The following is an 18,345-nucleotide window of genomic DNA, read 5'->3' on the forward strand; positions in this document are numbered from 1 at the left end:
CAGACCTGTCGGCGGCCCGAGAATAGGCTTTTGCCCGGCAGGGATTCCTCTCGCCTTCAGAACCCATGAGCAATCTTACCGAGCCGGCGAGATACAGCCGCTCCGACTAGAGATGCCGAGTATCGGACCGTGCTTTTGATCTTGGTATGTCCAAGCGAGAGCTGGACAGCCCTCAGGTTGCCCGTTCGCCGATAAATCAAGGTGGCTTTTGTTCGTCGCAGTGAATGTGCCCCAAACAGCTTCGGCCGTGACTCCATGGTCAACTATCGTTGATCACTTGAACCGTGACCAAATAGGAGACTGTAACCTGAATATGGCACGAGACTTGCTATGCATAGAGCAGGATTTTAGGAGTGGATTTGGATGGCAGCTGGCAAATGTCGTTCAGGCCCCGACACCGGCCGCGAGGTCCGTCGTGTGACTGCGGATCTCGCCGAATATCTATCGAGCGACCGCTACCCGCTTCACAGCCGACTGCCGCCTGAGCGCCAGTTGTGCGAGTTGTTGCAGGTAAGCCGGACCGCGCTACGAAACGGTCTGGAGGAACTGGAAAGAGAGGGTCGGATTTGGCGCCATGTCGGCAAGGGTACGTTCGTCGGGGGGCGCCCTCAATCCGTTCAGTCGTGCGCCGAGGCTCTGGGAGCCGACACAACATTGAGCGAGCTCCTCGAAGCACGCACTCTCATTGAACCTCAAGCGGCGCGCTTGGCCGCCTTGAGATCGGAACCGTCCGACCTTGCGCTCATGAAACGATACGCTTCCCGCGCGGCGATGGCCGAAGACTGGGCGGCCTGGGATCGATGGGATGAGCTCTTTCATCGCAGTGTCGTAGAGGCAAGCGGCAACGGCCTTATCATCAGTATTGTTGACCAGATCCTCCGTGTAAAAAAGCAGACACGGTGGACAATCACGCGAGCGAAAACGTTCGATCCCGACTTGAGAGACCGTTATTCCTCCGAACATCTCGCGATCATCGCTTCCATTGAAGCCCATGAGCTAAACGGAGCCGAGAACGCAATGGGCCGGCATATCCAGGGAATCTCGTGCAGCATCGGTCCTGCGATATCGCGGACGGCAATGGCGACCTGAGTGAACAGGCGTGACCAAAATTGCCCCATAGCCCCCGATCGACAGCCTTCGTCGGAGAATGGTCTTATCGTTTAGAGCTATCGGCCAACCGTGCACTCGATTTGCCCGTGTGGCTCATCCGTGGCGGTGAAGACTCGGTTCGAATTGTCGAGGCCGAACGGGCCGAGGTTGATCGGCACATAATGCTTGTTCGGGCAAGCGATGCTGATATCCTCTAGTTCCGGCACAGCTTCGATCGCGGCGCTGCCCATGCGATACAAGCTGTCCTGGGCGCTGTAGCTGTACGTCATCGTGAAGACGCGCATGAGCGCGTCGAGAACGCGGGCATTTGCGGTCGCAAAGTCAGCGGGGTCTCGCGACCAGCGCCAGGACGCCTCCATGCTGGTGGCCAGAATGCGGTCCTGCGTTTCAGGAAGCGTCGTATACCGGTCCTTGATGTAGTTGGACCAACCCGACTCGGTGGCTTTGAGGAAGGTGAATCCCGACAGCCCCGATGTCACACGATCGCCGTCCCGATCCATCACCACTTCGGCCGTGCCCTGGCCGTTGCCATCCAGCGTGAAGGCGTGCGGGTGAGCGGTACCGTCCACCGTGAGTCGATTCCAACGGACCTCTCGAGCCGAGACTGTGGCATTCGTCATACCCGGATAGCTATTGAGCAGGCGCTTCGCAACGGCCCGGCAAAAGGCCTCCGGTCCGGCCTCGAGCTCCTCGCTCGCAACGATGTTGACAACGTTCTTGATGGTGTCGGTCGACACGGTCGTGGAATTATCGGCCTGCGTGTAGGCCTGTGCAATATCGCCCGCAAGCATGGCCAGAACCGTTAGTTCGCGAACTTCGCGATTCTTGCCCTGGCCCGACAGCCGCATCACACGGACGCGGCCTTTGCCGTAAGTGCTGTTTAAGAGCTTCATTCGGCCTCCATCCCGATCGCGTCGCGACCAATCTACTGTTGTTGATCCGGACCTGATGACGTCCTCGGAGCGTCGCGGTCGTCGCATACGCAGGAAATTTCGAGCCGCGACGCCACTGCGCCGCGGCCGTTGAAAGGATCAGAGGATCAAACGCCCCAGATCTTCCTATAGGCATCGCGATACCCATTGTCGGGATCGTAGACGTTGTTCGGGCCGCCATTGGTCCCGATATTTTCCTTGGTCACGAGATGCGTCGGGGCGACGTAGCCGCTCCATTGCATGCCCGCGAGCGCCCGGTTTGCCTCGTCGATCAGCTGCCATCCGTGCAGACTGAGAGGCTCCGCGACTGTGGCGAACTGATAATTGTCGCCGCGGATGCGTTCGAACGCCGCTTTCGATCCATCACCGCCCGAGATATTGACGGGCGGCCCGCCGCCGGCGCTACCGGCCGCCCGGAGTGTCGGGGCCATGAAGTCGAAGAAGCCGTCGTTGATCGCAAGGCTGTGCGTCCATTTCTTACCAAAGCGCTGATGCAGCGACTGCGTCATTTGCGGTATGCGCGTGGACACGCTCGCGAGCGGCGTATCGATGACCTCGAGCACGGTGCAGCCCGAGCATTCCTTGATGTTCGCAGCCATGGCGTTGGACTTCATTACCGAGATTTTTTCGGTGGCGTCCGTGAACACCACGACACCCGCCTTCCCATCCGCATTCGCGATCGCCAGAGCAGCCGCGACCTTCGCGACCACGGTCGGGTCCGTGGAGATGTTGGTGAAGAGCGGGACCCCTTCCATGGGCCCCGGCTTGACGTTGGAGTGCCAGCCCAGAACCTTGATGCCGGCGTTCACTGATTTAACGATATTGACCTTCTGCTCTGTCGCGTCGTCGTTATCGGCGATTATGATGTCAGGCTTGAGCGCTATCGCTTGGCCGAAAGCGGCCGAACGGTTGGCGATGACGCCGGCTCCATCGAGGATCGTCAGCTTCCATCCGATCACCTTGGCGGCTTCCATCACGCCTTCGCTGACGCCCAGCGCACCGCCGTTCCGCTGGTCCTCGGAGATGAGGACCACCGACTTGCCGGCTTGCGCCTTGGGGCCGGTCGTGGGACCGTCCCAAGGCACCTTATTGGCCGCCGCCTGGGCCACGATGTCCTTGGCCGCAGCGACTTGCGCCGCAAGGTCACCTTCCGCCGCGAGGGCTCGATTGCCGATGTAGAACAGCGGCAGGGCTGCTACCCCTGCACTTCCCAATTCCAACAGCCGCCGACGAGTAAAAAGCATACGTTGATTCATGACCCACTCCTGGTTGGTCGAATGCGAATATCCTTGCGTGTGTTCCCTAAAGCCGTTCGTCGAGCCGCTTCCGGACGCGGCTCGTTCTCTTGCCTAGAACTGGCCCTCCGTGGCGCTCGGCCTTGTCAGTCTCCGAAGTTCGGCGCTGATCGCCTCGTCAGCCATGGCGTACCTCCAGGCAAGTTCACGCGCCTCATCCGTTTCCGCCTGTTCGATCGACGCCAGGGCGCTGGCCATGCGCTCAACACGGTTATGCGCCCGTTGCAGAAGGTCCGACCTGGGGGCGGCGGGAGAGCTGGTTGTCTCAGGAGCAATCGTTGCAATCGCTTCGGCCTTGGCGGATCCCGGCAACGTCACGGCGCTGAGCTTGCGCGCCATGCTGCCGATCCGTTTACGCTGCGCGTAGCCCGCGATGCCGATCGAGGCGATGAGCGTGACACCGTTGAACAGCGGTTCGACATAGAAGTCGGCGCCCAGCTGCTGGATTCCTGAAATTCCGACCGCCAGCACGATCACGCCGACGAGCGTCCCCCATACATTCACGCGGCCGGGCTTGATGGTTGTGGAGCCGAGAAACACGCCAACGAGGGCGGGTAAGAGGAAGTCGAGCCCGACGCTGGCCTGCCCGATCTGCAATTGCGACGCGAGCACGACACCCGCGAATGCGGTCATTACCCCCGAAACAACGAAGCTCAGGGTGACAAAGCGGCGGACTGAAATGCCGTTCAGAGCCGCAGCACGAGGATTAGCCCCGATCGCATAGATGAAGCGCCCGAGCGGCAGGTAATCGAACACGAGCCAGAGCGCCACGGACAGCACCAGCACATAGATGGCGCTGATCGGTAAGCCGCCGACGTGAGTTCCGTCGATCGCGTAAAATCCCTCCGGAAGCTGCCCGACGACCTGCCGGCCGCCAGTGTACCACAGAGCGATCGCGTAGGTGATGGTGCCCGTGCCGAGCGTCGCCACGAAAGCGTCGATCTGGGCGAATTCGACCAGCAGGGCGTTGATCAACCCGAGGACCGCCCCCAGCACAAGCACGATCACGACCGCCGCCTGCCAGGGCATGTGGTAGTTCAACTGCAGGCTGATCACGAGAATGTGCCACAACACGATTCCAAAGCCGATCGTGAGGTCGATCTTGCCGGCCGCCATAGGAGCCAGCACTGCCAGCGACAGCAGCGCGATGATGGCCTTGTTGTCGATCAGGGCATTGGCATTCGCCATGGTCGGGAATGTGTCGGGAAACAGCGCCGAGAACAGCAAGATCAGCAGCACGCCGATGATCGGCAGCCCATAGACCGGGATGTAGCGTTTGAACCGCTCGCCAACGGAGAGGCCCGAGAGTTCGGCGCGCGTGGGCTCGAGTGCGTCAGACTGAAGCGACAGGGCCACGGGCAGCCTCCTTTGGTGCGAAGGCCTGTTCTCGAACGGCCCTCAAGGGGGTAACGGCCGCGGCGGCTAGCAGCGCCTCGGCGGTGAGGCCGCCCTCCGTGATCTCGGATACGATGGTGCCGCGGCTGAATACCAGAGCGCGATGGCAAATAGCCGCCACTTCGACGAAGTCGGTCGAGATGACGATGATCGACAGGCCGGTCTTCAGCGCCTCGAACAGCAGGCGATAAATCTCGCCCTTGGCACCGACATCGACCCCGGCGGTCGGGTCCTCGAGAATCAGGAGCTTGCCTTTGAGGTCGAGCCATCGGCCGAGGACGACCTTCTGCTGGTTGCCCCCGGACAGGTTCTCGAGCAGCATCGAGGGGTCGTTCGGGCTGAGCTGGACAAAGCGGCCGAGGGCGCGGGCCGCTTCCCGCTCCAGGCCGAGATTGATCGGCGCCAGAACCGACTTACCCTTGACGCAAGGGTTGAGGAACAGATTCTCGGAGACCGAGAATCCCCGCACGACGGACTCTGCGTGTCGGTCGCCACTTGCGAAGCGCAGGCCCATCGCGATCGAGGCCGCTGGATCGCTGATCGTGACCTCCTTCCCATTGAGCAAGCAGTTTCCCGACGTGAATGGAATGAGCCCGAAGATCGCGCGACCGATGGTCTCTTGTCCGGCTCCCCGCAGCCCGGTCAGACCAAGCATCTCGCCGGGCTTAACGGAGAAGGACAGCGGACCGACGTCCCCTGCCACGGCACCGACCAATTCCCAAACGCGCTGCCGCGTGGCCTCCACGGCCGTGCGGGTAACGGGCTTCACGGCCGAGCCCACGATCAGCCGGACGAGATCTTCCGGGTCGGTTTCCTGAATGGCGCGGGTGCCGGCGAGGCGGCCATCCCGCAGCACGACGACGCGATCCGCGATCGCAAAGATTTCTTCGAGACGATGCGACACATAGATGATCGCGACCCCATGAGCCCGCATGGAATCGACCGCGTCGAACAGGCGGGCGACCTCGTCGGCCGGTAAGCTCGCGGTTGGCTCGTCCATCACGACGATCTTCGCCGAAGTGGTGATCGCGCGCGCAATGGCGACAAGCGACTGTTCGGTCCGGCTGAGCGAGCGGACCCGCGTGTCAGGATCGATATCGACGCCGATTTGGTGCAGGGCCTTGCGCGCGGTCTGCCGGCAACGCGCCCAGGAGATCAACCCGAAACGACGATCGTAGCCGCGCGTCATGCACACATTTTCGGCAACCGTCATCCAATCGACGAGACCAAGATCCTGGTGAATGAAGGCGATTGGGAGGTCCGCGACGTGGCGGTTCGCGGGCTGCCCCTCGAAGAGAATGTCGCCCTCATCGAGGGTGTGAACGCCTGCGAGGGTCTTGATCAAGGTGGATTTGCCGGCCCCGTTCTCGCCGAGAAGCGCGAGTACCTCACCCTTGCTGACGTCGAAACTGACATCCTGCAGCGCGTGGGTGCCACCGAACTTCTTGTGAATGGCCCGCAGGCTAAGAAGGGGGGTGTCCGCCGGCTGTGCCGGCAGATCGGATTGGTTCGTTCGCGCGGCTTGCTCACGCGCCATCGCGATCACCGTGGATGCTTGATGAACTGGTGAGGCCTCGGTTGTTCGAACCGGAGCGACGCGACATGGGGAAGCGATCAGCATCGTGTTGACCTGGATGAGAGAGATCGATCGTCCATGTCGCTCTCCTCAGGCAGTGGAAACGGCGCAGTTCCAGCCCCGGCCTTTGTCGCCGAATGCCTCCCACCCTGTTTCGGTCACCACCACGGTGTCCTCAAGCTTGATGAAGCCTCGGCGAGGATGCATCAGCGTCGTTTCGATCGACAGCACCATGCCGGCCTGCAACGGGAGGTTGGCGTCGTAAGCCGGATAAGTGACCGGGCCGCGATCGCTGAGGCGGGGCGCCTCGTGACCGATGATCCCAACTCCGTGCGCCACAAAATGGGTATTGGCGGAGTGTGGAGACGACGACAAGACGTCTTTGACCACGGCAAAGACCTCCTTCCCCAACATCCCGGGCCGGATTGGAGTTCTGGCCACCTGCTGAACGGCTTCCACCCAGCCCAGCGAATCTTCCAGTTCGGCGTCGGGTCTGCCGACGATCCCCATGCGGCAGAGGTCGCCGATGTAGCCGCCATATCTGCCACCGGAGTCGAGGGAGATGATGTCGCCGGAGTTGATGATCTGATCGCTCGGCGCGCGGTTGGGCCCCGAGCCCGCCGTGATCAAACAGTAGTCGAAGTTCAGTCCCCGACTAAGTTCTTCTTGGCGCAGCCGGGCCGACACGTCGCGCTTCGTTATGCCCGAACAGCAATATGCGAAGGTCGCGAGCATCGCCTCGACGACGCGATCGGATGCTTCGCGGATCAGGGCCAATTCGTCCGGAGTCTTGACGGCTCGAAGCCGCTCCAATGGCAAGTGAGAGTCGACGATCCGGCAGTCGGACAATCCCGATCGCAATGCATCCATCGCATCTGCGGGAAAGAACGAAAACTCAACTCCGATTCTGGCGTTCGACGGCATGATGCGCCGGATATGATCTATCGCCAGCTCCGTGGCGTCCAGCGTGCCCCAGGAGCTTGTTTCAACCGTCGGGCACCAGAATCGACCGTTCTCCGCCTCCGAGTCTTCCATCGCGTTGCCCACGTAGACCGCACGGTCTGGCCGCCCCTTTGGATAGATGATGATCGGAAGATACCGCGTAACTCCGATCGCATCGAATTGATCAAAGAAGAAAAAGCGGTAACCACCCAGCATGTACTGAATATTGTGCTTTGAAGTGACAAGTAAGATGTCGACGTTGGCAGCCTCAAGAAGATTGTCGAGGTGCTTTTGGTCGAAGGGAAGATCCACAGCGGCGTGGACGCCTGTTGAGCGCGGGATTGGTTGTGCAGCATCCAGCATGCGTGACCTCATCGAACGAGCGGGCTGCGACGATGTACGCCGGAGCGGGTGCCCTTGACGAAATACTGACCGGCAAATCGAGGGCTTTACAACAGGGCTGGCCAACCAATTCCAAAATTGGATTGCCAAGCGCACGTCGCTGCCCGAAGCAGCGTCCGCCCCCATTTTGTCGACGCGCAACGCCAATTGTTGGCGAAAAGGGCAGACCTGGAGCAGGACCGGAACTGGGCCGGCTTCCATCCAAAGGCTGACGCATCGAATCCGACCGTGCGGCTGCTTGACTTCGATGGGCAAGACGACGATGTGAGCGGCGCGGCTCAGGATCGCACACCTGGGTTTGCGGCCCGGAGTTCATCCGCGCCGGCTGACTTCCGTATGGCTGAACCGAGCGAACAGGAATGATCGAATGAAACAGACTACATGGCGCGCCGATCCCCTTGTCTGGGGCCATGGGCCCCGAGTGTTCGAAGTGTTCCTCGAACCGACCTGCCCGTTTTCGGTGAAGGCGTTTGGCAAGCTCGACGACCTGCTTGCAAAGGCCGGTGAAGATCGTATCACCGTCAAAATCCGACTTCAGTCACAGCCTTGGCATATGTACTCGGGCGTTGTCGTGCGCTGCATTCTAGCTGCCTCAACCCTCGAGGGCGGGAAGGAAGCCGCGAAAGCGGTCATGGCGGCAGTCGCTGCACATCGGCAGGAATTCGAGTTCGACCACCACTGCAGCGGCCCGAACCTCGATGCCAGTCCGAATGACGTCATCGCGCGAATCGAAGGCTACAGCGGCACCAAACTTTCCGAGACCTTCGCGATTCCCGATCTGGACCGGGAGGTTAAGTGGCACTGCAAATACGCCCGCCAGAACGGTATCCATGTGTCGCCGACTTTCATGATCGACGGCCTCGTGCAGGCCGACATGAGCAGCGGGGACGCGGTTTCCGATTGGGTGTTGCATTTGCTGAAGAGTTGAACGCGATACAAAGCGAGCGGCGGAGTGCGGGCAAGATGGTCGAACCGGCAATAGCAGAGCAACAACAGTGTAACTGAACTAAAGCAGATCTCATTAGCGGAAGAAAACGCCTTAGCGATATTGCTGCCGCAGCGGGTTGGCTTTGATCGGCTGCAGCCGCAGCCGCGTGATCCGACTTGGATTGCTTTCGGCCAGAAGGATATCGCCGTCGGGCGTCCCGGAGATGCCGTGCGCGCCATTGAGAAACGGCCGACAGCGGCCGAGCCGCTCGCCTTTGGGGCCGACCTTCTGCAGGCTCGGCACCATGTCGCTGACGTAGGCGCAGCCCTCATCATCGCCCCAGATTGCGACGGGCTGGTAGAACCCACCCCAGGTTTCGAGGTGCTTGCCCTCGCGGTCGAAGACCTGCACGCGGTTCGAGCTGCGGTCGACCACGACGACACGGCCGTCCGTAAAGGTCCAGATCGCATGCGGCCAGCCGAACTGACCATTGCCCGATCCGTGGCTGCCCCAGCTTGCGATCAGAGCACCGGCGGGATCGAAGCGATGGACCCGGCTCGCCGCGTAGCCGTCCGAGACATAGATCTCGCCCCAAGCCGAGACATGCACGTCGGTCGGATGGTTGAAGGGCGCAAGCGGTACACCGCGTTGGCCTAACCCGCCGAGCCGTTCGCCCGCTGGCGAGCATATGATCACCTCATGCATGTCGCGGTCGACCGCGAGGATGCGCCCCGTGGCGTCGGCCGTCAGCATGTGGGAATCGGCGATCAGATCGCCGCCCCAACCCGTGAGATAGGCGCCGTCGGGCGCCAACTCGATCACGCGCGGGTCGTTGGGATGCACCAACGGATCGTGCCGCAGCATCACGAAGACATGCCCGCGCGGATCGACGGCGACGTCGGTAACAAAGCCCGTGTTCAGCGGCCAGGTGCCGAAGGGACGCTCGACGCGATAGAGCCTGTCTCCGACTTCAACGATCAGTTCATGCATGGCCAAGGTTTTTCCTTCAGGCGAGTTTGCCGGCGAAAGGATGCGTTGCTGCCCAGTGCCGGGCAATGTCCAACCGCCGCGTCACCCATACGCCTTGATGGCCCTGGACATAGTCGAGGAAGCGCGCGAGGCCGGCCGCGCGCGCCGGATGGCCGATCAGGCGCATATGCAAGCCGACCGACATCATCTTCGGCTGCGTTGCGCCTTCCGCGTAAAGCATGTCGAAGGCGTCCTTATGCCACGCGAAATAATCGGCCGACGTGCCAAAGAAGCCGGAGCCGAACTTGCCATCATTGTTGACGAGCGAATAGGGAACGACCAGATGCGGCTTGCCGTCGACGACGTTCCAATAGGGCAATTCGTCGTCGTACGCGTCGGAATCATAGAGAAAGCCGCCCTCCTCTACCACGAGCCGGCGCGTGTTCACGCTCGGCCCATAGCGGCAATACCAGCCGAGCGGTCGCTCCCCGACCGTCGCCTTGAGCGAGGCGATCGCCCTGGCGATGTGCTCGCGCTCGTCCTCCTCGCTCAATTCATAATGCTTGATCCAGCGCCAGCCATGGCTGCAGACGTCGAAGCCCGAGGCTCTGATCGACGCCGCTGCCTCGGGATTGCGTTCGATCGCGAGCGCGCAGCCGAACACAGTCAGCGGCAGGCCGCGCTCCTGGAAAAGTCGCATCAGCCTCCAGAAACCGACGCGGCTGCCATAGGCGAACATGCCTTCGCCGGCGAGATCGCGCCCTTTGACACCTGCCGGCAAGCCGGACGACTCGGTCAGGCCGATCTCGGTATAGCCTTCGCCATCCTGGACGGAAGGCTCCGAGCCCTCCTCGTAATTCATCACGAAATTGATGGCCACGCGCGCGCCGTCCGGCCATTTGGGGTCCGGCGGGTTCGCGCCGTAGCCGATCAGATCGCGGTCATAGGTCATGGCCAGTCTCCGGGTCTTGGAAGGTCGTGAGGTTCGGGATTTTATACGCTCATACGTTTCGTCAGCCCGATCAGCCAGTCCACGACGATGACCAGCTGTGCCTGTCGTAAATTAAATCCGGGCATATTGGTGATGCAGTCCGCCCAGGGTTGGGCGACAAAGAATGTGCCCGACGCGATCGACGGCGCGCGAGATCGGTGCATCTTTCTCCAGGGATAGATGCGTGCGGGCCCCATTGTAATATTTCATGTACGACAGCAGTAGGTGACGGAGGTGGCGCTCGCTGAACACAACGACGTCATCCCGAACGTCGGCCGTTTCGGCGATTGCCGCCGCAACACGTTAAGCTGATGACGCAAAATCGTGTTTTCAGCCTCAAGCGAGGCCCGCGACCGGAACGCTCCGACCAACGCCAACCAGATTAGGCTACAAAGCTCTCGCATAGGATAGGAGCATCGCCCGATTCGATACCAGTTGCCAGCAAGATTGAGTTTCCGACAGGGACACGTAGAAAATCGCAAGAATAAGTGGCGGAGCAAGCCCACCATCAGGGGTTTGTCAGGAGCTATTTCGCCGTAACGAGATCACCGCGCCAGAAACGCTCCACTTCCCTTACACTTGCCATACCTTGCAACAACGGGACTAACGCCGCACCCGCCAAGGCCCGCCGCCCTTCGATCGCAGATTCGGCGGGCTCATCGAACGAAACGGCTGGAATGGAAGATACGTCAAGCCAGTTAAAATCGGTCCTGATCCCAGATCATTACCCTGATCGGTGTCGGATTAAATCCGTTGCACGGGTTGTTGACCTGCGGACAGTTAGAGATCACGAAGATCACGTCCAGATCCATCGTGATGTCGACATAATTTCCCGAGGCGGAAATGCCGTCGACCACGGTGAACTTGCCGTCGGGATCAATCGGAACGTTCATGAAAAAATTGAGATTCGCGACAATGTCGCGCTTGGTCAGTCCGTATTTCGACAACTCGAGAATGAAATTTTCACGGCACGCGTGCTGGTACCTGGTGGCTTCGCCAAAGCGCACCGCATTACTCTCGCACGAGCAGCATCCGGCCGAACTATCATGTCGTCCGCAGGAATCGGCCGTGATTCGCGCCATCACGCGGCCTTTATTGGAAACAAGCCGGGTACCGAGTTCAATGTAGGCCGAGCCCTGCGTTCGCAGCGTGTCTTGCGTGCTGTAGCGTTCCGTCGGGTCGGCAAGGCAATACAGCAGCGCATCGACCGCCTGCTGGCCTTCGCTGTCGATGATCCGCAATGTCTGTCCACGCTTTAGCACCTGCGACCAAGGCCGCTCCGCGGGGATATCGTGGCTATAGAAGGCGTTCGACGCATCTCGCGGCGAAGGGGTGATGAGAACGGTCATCGCTTGCCTCCTCAGGCGTAAAGCCGGTCGGTGAATTCGAAGGCACGCATGGCCTCGGGCGAACCGGTCCGGCAAGGGTCGTCGGCCGCGGCCGGCGCAACGCGATGGCGGACCAGCATGACCGGTCGCGCGGCCGACGGACGGGCCGGATCGAGCGGATGCGCGCAGTTCGACAGCACCAGGGTCGCGTTCATCTCCGCGCGCAGATCAACGAAATCTCCCGGCCGCTTGCGGCTTTGGCTCCAGCTAAACCGGCCATTCGGATCGAGCGAGACCGGAGCAAAGAACGCCACGCAGGACGGGATGTCGCGCACGCCAAGCCCGATCTTGGCGGCGCCGGCAACGAAGTTCTCCTGGGTATTGCGGGTGGTCGCGCCGTAGGCGGCCGCAGTCGAGGCAGGTGTCGAACCGCCGACCAGGATGTCGTGTGAACCGCTGGTATCTTCGATCAACGAGAACAATACCCGTCCCATGTCCGACAGGATGACGCGCCCCTTTGAAAGGGCAGCACTCCATTGCACCTTGACGGTATCGGCGCAATTGATCCGCTCCGACGTATCTTCGTCGCGCCAGCCGATCATTGAGACGCTGGACTGGCCGGACGGATCGATGACCCGCAACGCGTCGCCGCGCCGCAATCGGACGATGGTGTACCAGTCGGCGGGGACTTCTTCGCTACTGATGATGGCACCCGGAGCAATCGGCGCGCCGTCCAGCGCGGTCGCAGCCGGCAGCGCCTTCGGGGTCGCTTCCTGTCCGGCGGCGCGAAGCTCTTCGTAGCGTCGCCGATTGGCTTCCGCGATCTCCCGTTTCGTTTCCAGGGAAGTCATCGTCTTGCTCCCGTACCCGGTGCCATCGCCAATTCCGTCTCAGCGAATCGTAAAATGCGCCTCAACCGGCTGTCCCGCGCTGCCGTTGATCGGCAGAACGTCCTGCGGGCAGGCCGAGAACGCGATCACCAGATCCATCTCGGCGCGCAACCGCACATATCCGCCGGGCACCGGCCGCGGCGGCGCGGCGAAGCCCAGGGTGCCGTCGGCGGACCACGGGATGTTCATGAACAGATTAAGCGGACTCGGCACTTCCGGCGGGACCAGACCGATTTCGCTCATTCCGGAAAACAGATTATCGGTGCAGTTGTCGTGATAGCCTTCGACGCCAAGAAACGTGTAGCGATGCCGGTCGCAGGCGGCGATCAGGGTGTCATGGATTCCACCCGACGTGTCCTCGATCAGCGTCATGATCGGCCTGCGCCGGTTGGTTCGCAGGATATCGCCGGGCCTCGGGATCAGATGAAGGCTGTGCGCCCGCGTGTGCTCGTTCGACATGAACTCGCCAAGGTCGGACTGGCTGAATGCCCAGGTGTCCACCACCTGCTCGCCATGGGTGTTGATGACGGTGACGGTCTGGCCGGCGGCGACCAGGGCGGCCTTGCCGCGCCGCGCCGGAATTTCAATTCGGGTTTCGGTCATGATGGATGCCGTCCGTCTCCTGTTGCTGCTGCCAAGCCACTGTCATTGCCGTCCGGCCATATCGCCGGCATAACGCTGCACGAATTGCCGCGCCCGTTCGGTTTCGGGCTGGGCAAAGAAGCGATCCGGCGCCGCCGTTTCGATCACGCGTCCCCGATCCAGGAACAGGATGCGGGTTGCGGCCTCGCGCGCGAATGCCATTTCATGCGTCACGATCACCATGGTCCTGCCTTCGCGCGCGAGATCGCGCATCACCAGCAGCACCTCGCCGACCAGTTCCGGATCGAGCGCGCTGGTCGGCTCGTCGAACAAAAGCAAGTCCGGTTTCATTGCCAGCGCACGGGCGATGCCGACGCGCTGCTTCTGGCCTCCGGACAGCTTTGCGGGAAAGGCCTTCTGCTTCTCCAGCAGTCCGACCTTCGACAGCAGGGCCAGCGCCTCGTCGCGGACTTCGGCTTTGGAGCGGCGCTGCACCTGCACTGGGGCCTCCATCAGGTTTTGCAGCACAGTGAGATGCGGCCACAACGCAAAATGCTGAAACACCATGCCGATGCGGGTTCTGATCCGGGACAGTTCGCGGTCGGTCATGACAATGCCGGCGCCGCTGATGCCGACCTGCAGTCCGTTCAGATAGACCTGTCCGGCATCGGGCCGTTCCAGCCAATTGATGCAGCGCAACAGCGTCGATTTGCCTGAACCCGATGGGCCAAGCACGCAGACCGTCTCTCCCTTGTCGACCTGAAAGCTGACATCGGACAGCACCTCATTGTCGCCAAAGCGCTTCGAAACACCGGCCACATCCAGAACCTTGCTTACTTCCGCCATCGCGTCTCTCCTAGCGTCGCGCGTCGGCGACACGGCCGACGGAATTGACACCAGCCTCGATGACGAGACAGAGACCCCAATAGAGAAACACGGCCGTGATAAACGCGGCAAAGGGAACGTAATGGCGCGACTGGATCGAGCTTGCAGCATGCGTGAGCTCGGGAAGCGCAATGATGGTCAGGAAAGCGCTGTCCTTGATGATCTGGATCATCTGGTTGCCGATTACCGGGCCTGCCGAGAGCAGCAGCGGCGGCAGAATGAGGCGGCGGAACAGCCGGACATCCGAGAAGCCGAAAGCCTTGCCGGCCTCGATCGGCTCACGCGGCTGCGCCACCCAGGCGCCGCGCAGGATCTCCGCCATGTACGCCGCGTTGTAGATCGTCAGCGCCAGCAGACCGGATGTCCAGTTGTCGAGCCGGACGCCGAAGGACGGAAATCCGTAATAGACGATGTAGGCGAACAGCAGGAATGGAACGCATCGCATGCCGTCGACGAAGCCGCGCGTGGCCCACAGCACCACCCGGTGTTTCGCCATCAAGGCCGGTGTCAAAACGAATCCCAATAGCAATGCCGCAACCGCGGAGAACGTCGACAGGATCGCGGTATTGGCCAGTCCACTAAGCAGCAGCGCGCGTTCGCTCCATACAATGCCGAAATCATGGATCATGCCGCAGCCTCGGCGAGGGTCTGGCGCCGTTCGATCCAGCGCTGCAAGGACACCAGCACGAAGACGATCGGGGCGTAGAGCGCGACCGCGACCAGAAACGGCGGTAGCGGCTCGTAGGTCTCCGCGCCGATCCGCACCGCCGCCCGCGTGATATCGACGACGCCGACCACCGCGAGCACCGGTGTCACCTTGATCAGCAGCGACATCTCGTTGACGAGGCCAGGCAGGCTGACCCGCACAATCTGCGGCAGGACGATCCGGCGGAACCGCAATGCGGCGGTCATCCCGACCGATTGCGCCGCCTCATACTGCTCCTTGGGAAAATTCACCAGCGCCGCCCGCCAAACCTCGCAGTTGAACGCAGACGTATTCATCACGAGGGCGAGGATCGCCGCCGAAACCGGGTTGATGGGAACGCCGATGTTCGGCAGCGCGAAGAACAATAGCAGCAGCAGCGTGACCAGCGGCGTCGCGCGCAGCACGCTGACATAGATCGCAACGACTTTGGCGGCGACCGGCACATTGGCCCATCGCAGCAAGGCCAGGCCCAATCCGATCGGAAGGCCGATCAGGATGCCGATCACCGACAGCGTCACTGTCACGACGGCACCCTGAAGAATGGCCAACACGTCGCTGGCGGTCATGGTTGTTCCGGCCTGCGGGACGTCAGAACTCAGGCTCGAAGCTCACCGGCAGATCAGGAAACGATTCACCAAACCATTTCTTCTGCAGCTCGGCGAACCTGCCGGTTTCCTTTTCCTTGGCGATGAAGCCGTTCAGGAAGTCGATCAGCGCCGTGTTGTCCTTGGCGACGGCCCAGGCCGGGAAGGATTTCCCGGACACCGCCTGCCCCATCTCAAACACGGCAGGCTTCTCGGCTACCAGCGTCTTGAGATTGATGATGGTATTGACGACGTAATCGACCCGGCCCAGTGCCAGATCCTGATAGGCTTCGGGATAGGAAGTATATTCGACCACCTTGCCGAGCTTGCCACCCTCCTTCTCCAGCATCGTTCCGAGTTCTGGAAGCCGCCCGAGCAGCGCACTGCCGGCTTGCACGCCGACCGTCTTGCTGTTCAGATCTTTGATCGAGGAGATGCTCTTGTCGTCCTTGCGCTTGACATAATAATGCGTCGCATCCGCGATCGGGCTGGTGAAATCCAGCGACTTCTTTCGTTCCTTGGTGATGATCGCCGCGGTAATCGCGACATCGTACTTACCGGTACTGACGCCTGCGAGAATCCCTGTCCAGGGCAGAATCTCCTGCTTGATTTCGAACGGCGCGTATTTGCGCAGGTCTTCGATCAATTCATTGTCGAAGCCGGTCGGCTTGCCGTCCTTGACGAACTCGAAGGGGCGGTAATCGTCCTCGGTGGCGACGATCAGGCCGCGCTTCTTGATTTCGTCCATGCTCGCCGCCTGCACCGCGCCCGCCAACAACGGAACGGCAAGCTGAGCAGCGGCCAGACCGAGCAACAGACGTCGTGAAAACGACTTGCGGAACGTGATCGAAGGCTCTGGCATGATGAGGCGTCCTTTGCTGATAACTACAAGTCAGGGCTTGCGGAGCGAATCTAACAGTGTCGCGATGGGCGGTGTCCTCTCAATCGAAACTGAATCCGTGTGAGCGCAAATACGGCGGGAACGCCGCCCCCTCAGCCTTTGCCGCCTGCCGGGCCTTGTCTTCCGACCAGCCGTAGAAGACGACCTCGCCGAACTCGGCGTTCGAGCGCTGCTGCTCCCTTGGAATCGCATGCCGTGCATCTCTCCGGCGGTCGTAATCGTCGATCGCGGCGACGAGTCCGCTGTCGTCGTAACAATCCAGATGGGTCGTTGCGGGACGCGGCAAGCGCAGGCTGACGTGGCCTTCGGTCTGCGGATAACCGAGGCAGAGCCCCGCGATCGGAAAGACCAAATCGGGCAGACCGAGAACCGCGGCAACCTTGTCGATCTCGTTACGGATCACGCTGATGGGACAGACGCCGAGCCCGGCAGATTCCGCGCAAAGGATCATGGTCTGCATGACGAGGGCGGCATCGACGCTCGCGTTGAACAAGCCTTCAAGCGTTCCGTTCCGAACAGGCTTTCCGCGCATCTCTCCGATGCGTTGCAGCCTTCGTGCGTCGCCGAGGAAGACGATGAACACCGGCGCGTTGGCGATCCATGGCATGGCCGGAAACAACGCGCCGATCGCCGCACGCTTCGCGGTATCGCGCACCCGCAGGATCGAGGCCTGCTGGAAATCCGACTTTGCCGACGCGCTGAGGGACGCAGCGATCAGCACATCGAGCAGATTTTCGTCCGGTATCTTTTCGCTGTAGCGGCGCACGGTCTTTCGCGAGAGAACCTGACGGACGAACGCATTGTCTTCGACGCCCTCGCCTGACGGCCCGACATCGCCGAAGCGGCGGGCGATCGCGTCCGCATAGGCCGACATCAGTACGGCCTCCCGTCGGAAGCGGAGAACGCGATCTCAGCGGATTGGCCAGCGCCATATTCTGCGCACAGCGCCGCTGCGACAGATTCCGTCTTGGGTCGCGAACTCAGAGCATCCATCGCCAACTCCACAACATTCAAAACACTGGAATCGGCACAGACCCGAGCGACGTCAATTCCCGGCTACTGAGGTCTCCCGGAATTTTATTCCGCCTGTCCCGTACGGATTTCTCCCGCGCAGGCGGCAGCTCCTGGACCAGCCATCCACCCCGAATGCGGAACCCCAGCCACCAACTCATAGGCATCGCTGAGCAAATGACGTGCCACACCGTCGGCGAACGAACGCTCGTGCTTTCGCCGCCGCTTCCAGGTGCAAGATCGCCGGGAATCGGACCGAGATGCGTCGAGACGGTATCAAAAAGACGTTGGAATCGGTTTCATGACCGGGAGGAATTACGAAGCGTACTTCGTAATTATCGGCGACTCAGCCTGGGAAGTGGTCGCGACTGCCTTTTACGAGGCAAGGCTGCACAGATTCTAATCCATTCGCAGGTCCATTGTGACTCGGAAGAGCCGTTGCCGCTTCTAAGCTTCGAAAGAGTTCGCCGCGACAATTCGCTGCATCAACATGATGAACCGCTTCTGCTCGGACTTGCTCAGGCTCGCCAGCGTATCCCGATGCGCCGCGCGGGCCGCAGATTCCATTTTGACGAGCAGAGCTGTGCCCGTGGCCGTCAGCCGGCATGCCCGCGCGCGGCGGTCGTCCAGGCGGACCGCCCGCTCGATAAAACGCCGCGCTTGCAGGCGCTTGAGTGCGCCGGTGGTGGTAGTCCGGTCGAGCGACACATCGACGGCAAGGCTAGTTTGGTCAGTCGTTCCACGAACGGCAAGGGCCGACAACAGACTGTATTGAAGCGGCGTAATCTCGAATTCCGCGCACTTCTCCTGGAACAGCGCGACGTGGATCTGATGCAGCCGCCTGATCAAGAAGCCCGGCCGTCGTCCAAGCGGCCAGGGATCGCCGCCCTTTTTGGTCGGTTTTTTCGTCATCTTCCG

The 18,345-nt window shown here is 61.3% G+C and carries 17 protein-coding genes and 2 pseudogenes; 2 read left to right on the forward strand and 17 right to left on the reverse strand.

Annotated elements, in window-relative coordinates; translation table 11 throughout:
• Positions 1 to 56: 56 nt before the first annotated feature.
• A pseudogene (locus UP10_RS43795) lies at positions 57 to 245 on the reverse strand (tyrosine-type recombinase/integrase); the annotation flags it as partial.
• Between the two features lie 118 nt (positions 246 to 363).
• Here UP10_RS43795 and UP10_RS41285 point away from each other — a divergent pair.
• Positions 364 to 1,089: a FadR/GntR family transcriptional regulator gene (locus UP10_RS41285; protein WP_050044071.1), complete on the forward strand. Its 726-nt coding sequence runs from the start codon at positions 364 to 366 to the stop codon at positions 1,087 to 1,089.
• A 77-nt stretch (positions 1,090 to 1,166) separates the two neighbouring features.
• Here the strand turns inward: UP10_RS41285 and pucL are convergent, their stop codons facing one another.
• From pucL to UP10_RS41310, 5 genes and pseudogenes are all read right to left on the reverse strand, one after another.
• Positions 1,167 to 2,003 (reverse strand): factor-independent urate hydroxylase, encoded by an 837-nt coding sequence (gene pucL / locus UP10_RS41290; RefSeq protein ID WP_044592866.1) that lies wholly within the window; start codon positions 2,001 to 2,003, stop codon positions 1,167 to 1,169.
• 146 nt (positions 2,004 to 2,149) lie between these two features.
• The gene (locus UP10_RS41295; protein WP_245322215.1) at positions 2,150 to 3,298 is read right to left on the reverse strand and encodes a substrate-binding domain-containing protein; all 1,149 of its coding nucleotides are present in this window, start codon (positions 3,296 to 3,298) and stop codon (positions 2,150 to 2,152) included.
• Between the two features lie 387 nt (positions 3,299 to 3,685).
• A pseudogene (locus UP10_RS41300) lies at positions 3,686 to 4,687 on the reverse strand (ABC transporter permease); the annotation flags it as partial.
• Positions 4,671 to 6,269 carry a sugar ABC transporter ATP-binding protein gene (locus UP10_RS41305; protein ID WP_063775440.1) on the reverse strand — a complete coding sequence of 533 codons (1,599 nt, stop codon included), beginning with the start codon at positions 6,267 to 6,269 and terminating at the stop codon, positions 4,671 to 4,673. The pseudogene UP10_RS41300 and the gene UP10_RS41305, both read right to left, overlap by 17 nt.
• 129 nt (positions 6,270 to 6,398) lie before the next feature.
• Positions 6,399 to 7,613 carry a M24 family metallopeptidase gene (locus tag UP10_RS41310; RefSeq protein WP_044592867.1) on the reverse strand — a complete coding sequence of 405 codons (1,215 nt, stop codon included), beginning with the start codon at positions 7,611 to 7,613 and terminating at the stop codon, positions 6,399 to 6,401.
• Positions 7,614 to 8,019: 406 nt separating this feature from the next.
• On the opposite strand from UP10_RS41310, the gene UP10_RS41320 reads away from it, so the two are divergent.
• Positions 8,020 to 8,580, forward strand: coding sequence for a DsbA family protein (locus UP10_RS41320; protein WP_044592869.1), 561 nt, complete (start codon positions 8,020 to 8,022; stop codon positions 8,578 to 8,580).
• A 111-nt stretch (positions 8,581 to 8,691) separates the two neighbouring features.
• Here the strand turns inward: UP10_RS41320 and UP10_RS41325 are convergent, their stop codons facing one another.
• The 11 genes from UP10_RS41325 to UP10_RS41375 form a co-directional block, all read right to left on the reverse strand.
• Positions 8,692 to 9,570, reverse strand: a complete 879-nt coding sequence (locus tag UP10_RS41325) for an NHL repeat-containing protein (protein ID WP_044592870.1) — start codon at positions 9,568 to 9,570, stop codon at positions 8,692 to 8,694.
• 16 nt (positions 9,571 to 9,586) lie between these two features.
• Positions 9,587 to 10,501 (reverse strand): allantoinase PuuE, encoded by a 915-nt coding sequence (locus UP10_RS41330; protein ID WP_044592871.1) that lies wholly within the window; start codon positions 10,499 to 10,501, stop codon positions 9,587 to 9,589.
• Positions 10,502 to 11,238: 737 nt separating this feature from the next.
• Positions 11,239 to 11,889 carry an urea amidolyase associated protein UAAP2 gene (locus UP10_RS41335; RefSeq protein WP_044592872.1) on the reverse strand — a complete coding sequence of 217 codons (651 nt, stop codon included), beginning with the start codon at positions 11,887 to 11,889 and terminating at the stop codon, positions 11,239 to 11,241.
• An 11-nt stretch (positions 11,890 to 11,900) separates the two neighbouring features.
• A complete protein-coding gene (locus UP10_RS41340) occupies positions 11,901 to 12,719 on the reverse strand; it encodes an urea amidolyase associated protein UAAP1 (protein ID WP_044592873.1) in 819 nt (272 codons plus the stop codon).
• A gap of 39 nt (positions 12,720 to 12,758) precedes the next feature.
• A complete protein-coding gene (locus UP10_RS41345; protein WP_044592874.1) occupies positions 12,759 to 13,361 on the reverse strand; it encodes a DUF1989 domain-containing protein in 603 nt (200 codons plus the stop codon).
• A 42-nt stretch (positions 13,362 to 13,403) separates the two neighbouring features.
• On the reverse strand, positions 13,404 to 14,186 hold the full coding sequence (locus tag UP10_RS41350; RefSeq protein ID WP_050044072.1) for an amino acid ABC transporter ATP-binding protein: 783 nt from the start codon (positions 14,184 to 14,186) through the stop codon (positions 13,404 to 13,406).
• Positions 14,187 to 14,196: 10 nt separating this feature from the next.
• Positions 14,197 to 14,853, reverse strand: a complete 657-nt coding sequence (locus tag UP10_RS41355) for an amino acid ABC transporter permease (protein ID WP_044592876.1) — start codon at positions 14,851 to 14,853, stop codon at positions 14,197 to 14,199.
• Positions 14,850 to 15,497: an amino acid ABC transporter permease gene (locus UP10_RS41360; RefSeq protein ID WP_044592877.1), complete on the reverse strand. Its 648-nt coding sequence runs from the start codon at positions 15,495 to 15,497 to the stop codon at positions 14,850 to 14,852. Before UP10_RS41360 ends, UP10_RS41355 begins: the two co-directional genes overlap by 4 nt.
• Positions 15,498 to 15,519: 22 nt before the next feature.
• Positions 15,520 to 16,377: a transporter substrate-binding domain-containing protein gene (locus UP10_RS41365; RefSeq protein WP_044592878.1), complete on the reverse strand. Its 858-nt coding sequence runs from the start codon at positions 16,375 to 16,377 to the stop codon at positions 15,520 to 15,522.
• A 79-nt stretch (positions 16,378 to 16,456) separates the two neighbouring features.
• Positions 16,457 to 17,290, reverse strand: a complete 834-nt coding sequence (locus UP10_RS41370) for a nitroreductase family protein (RefSeq protein ID WP_044592879.1) — start codon at positions 17,288 to 17,290, stop codon at positions 16,457 to 16,459.
• A gap of 584 nt (positions 17,291 to 17,874) precedes the next feature.
• Complete coding sequence (locus tag UP10_RS41375; protein WP_044592880.1) at positions 17,875 to 18,339, reverse strand: MarR family winged helix-turn-helix transcriptional regulator; 465 nt, start codon at positions 18,337 to 18,339, stop codon at positions 17,875 to 17,877.
• Positions 18,340 to 18,345 lie beyond the last annotated feature (6 nt).

Source organism: Bradyrhizobium sp. LTSPM299 (genome assembly GCF_000938235.1).
Classification (GTDB): Bacteria; Pseudomonadota; Alphaproteobacteria; order Rhizobiales; family Xanthobacteraceae; genus Bradyrhizobium.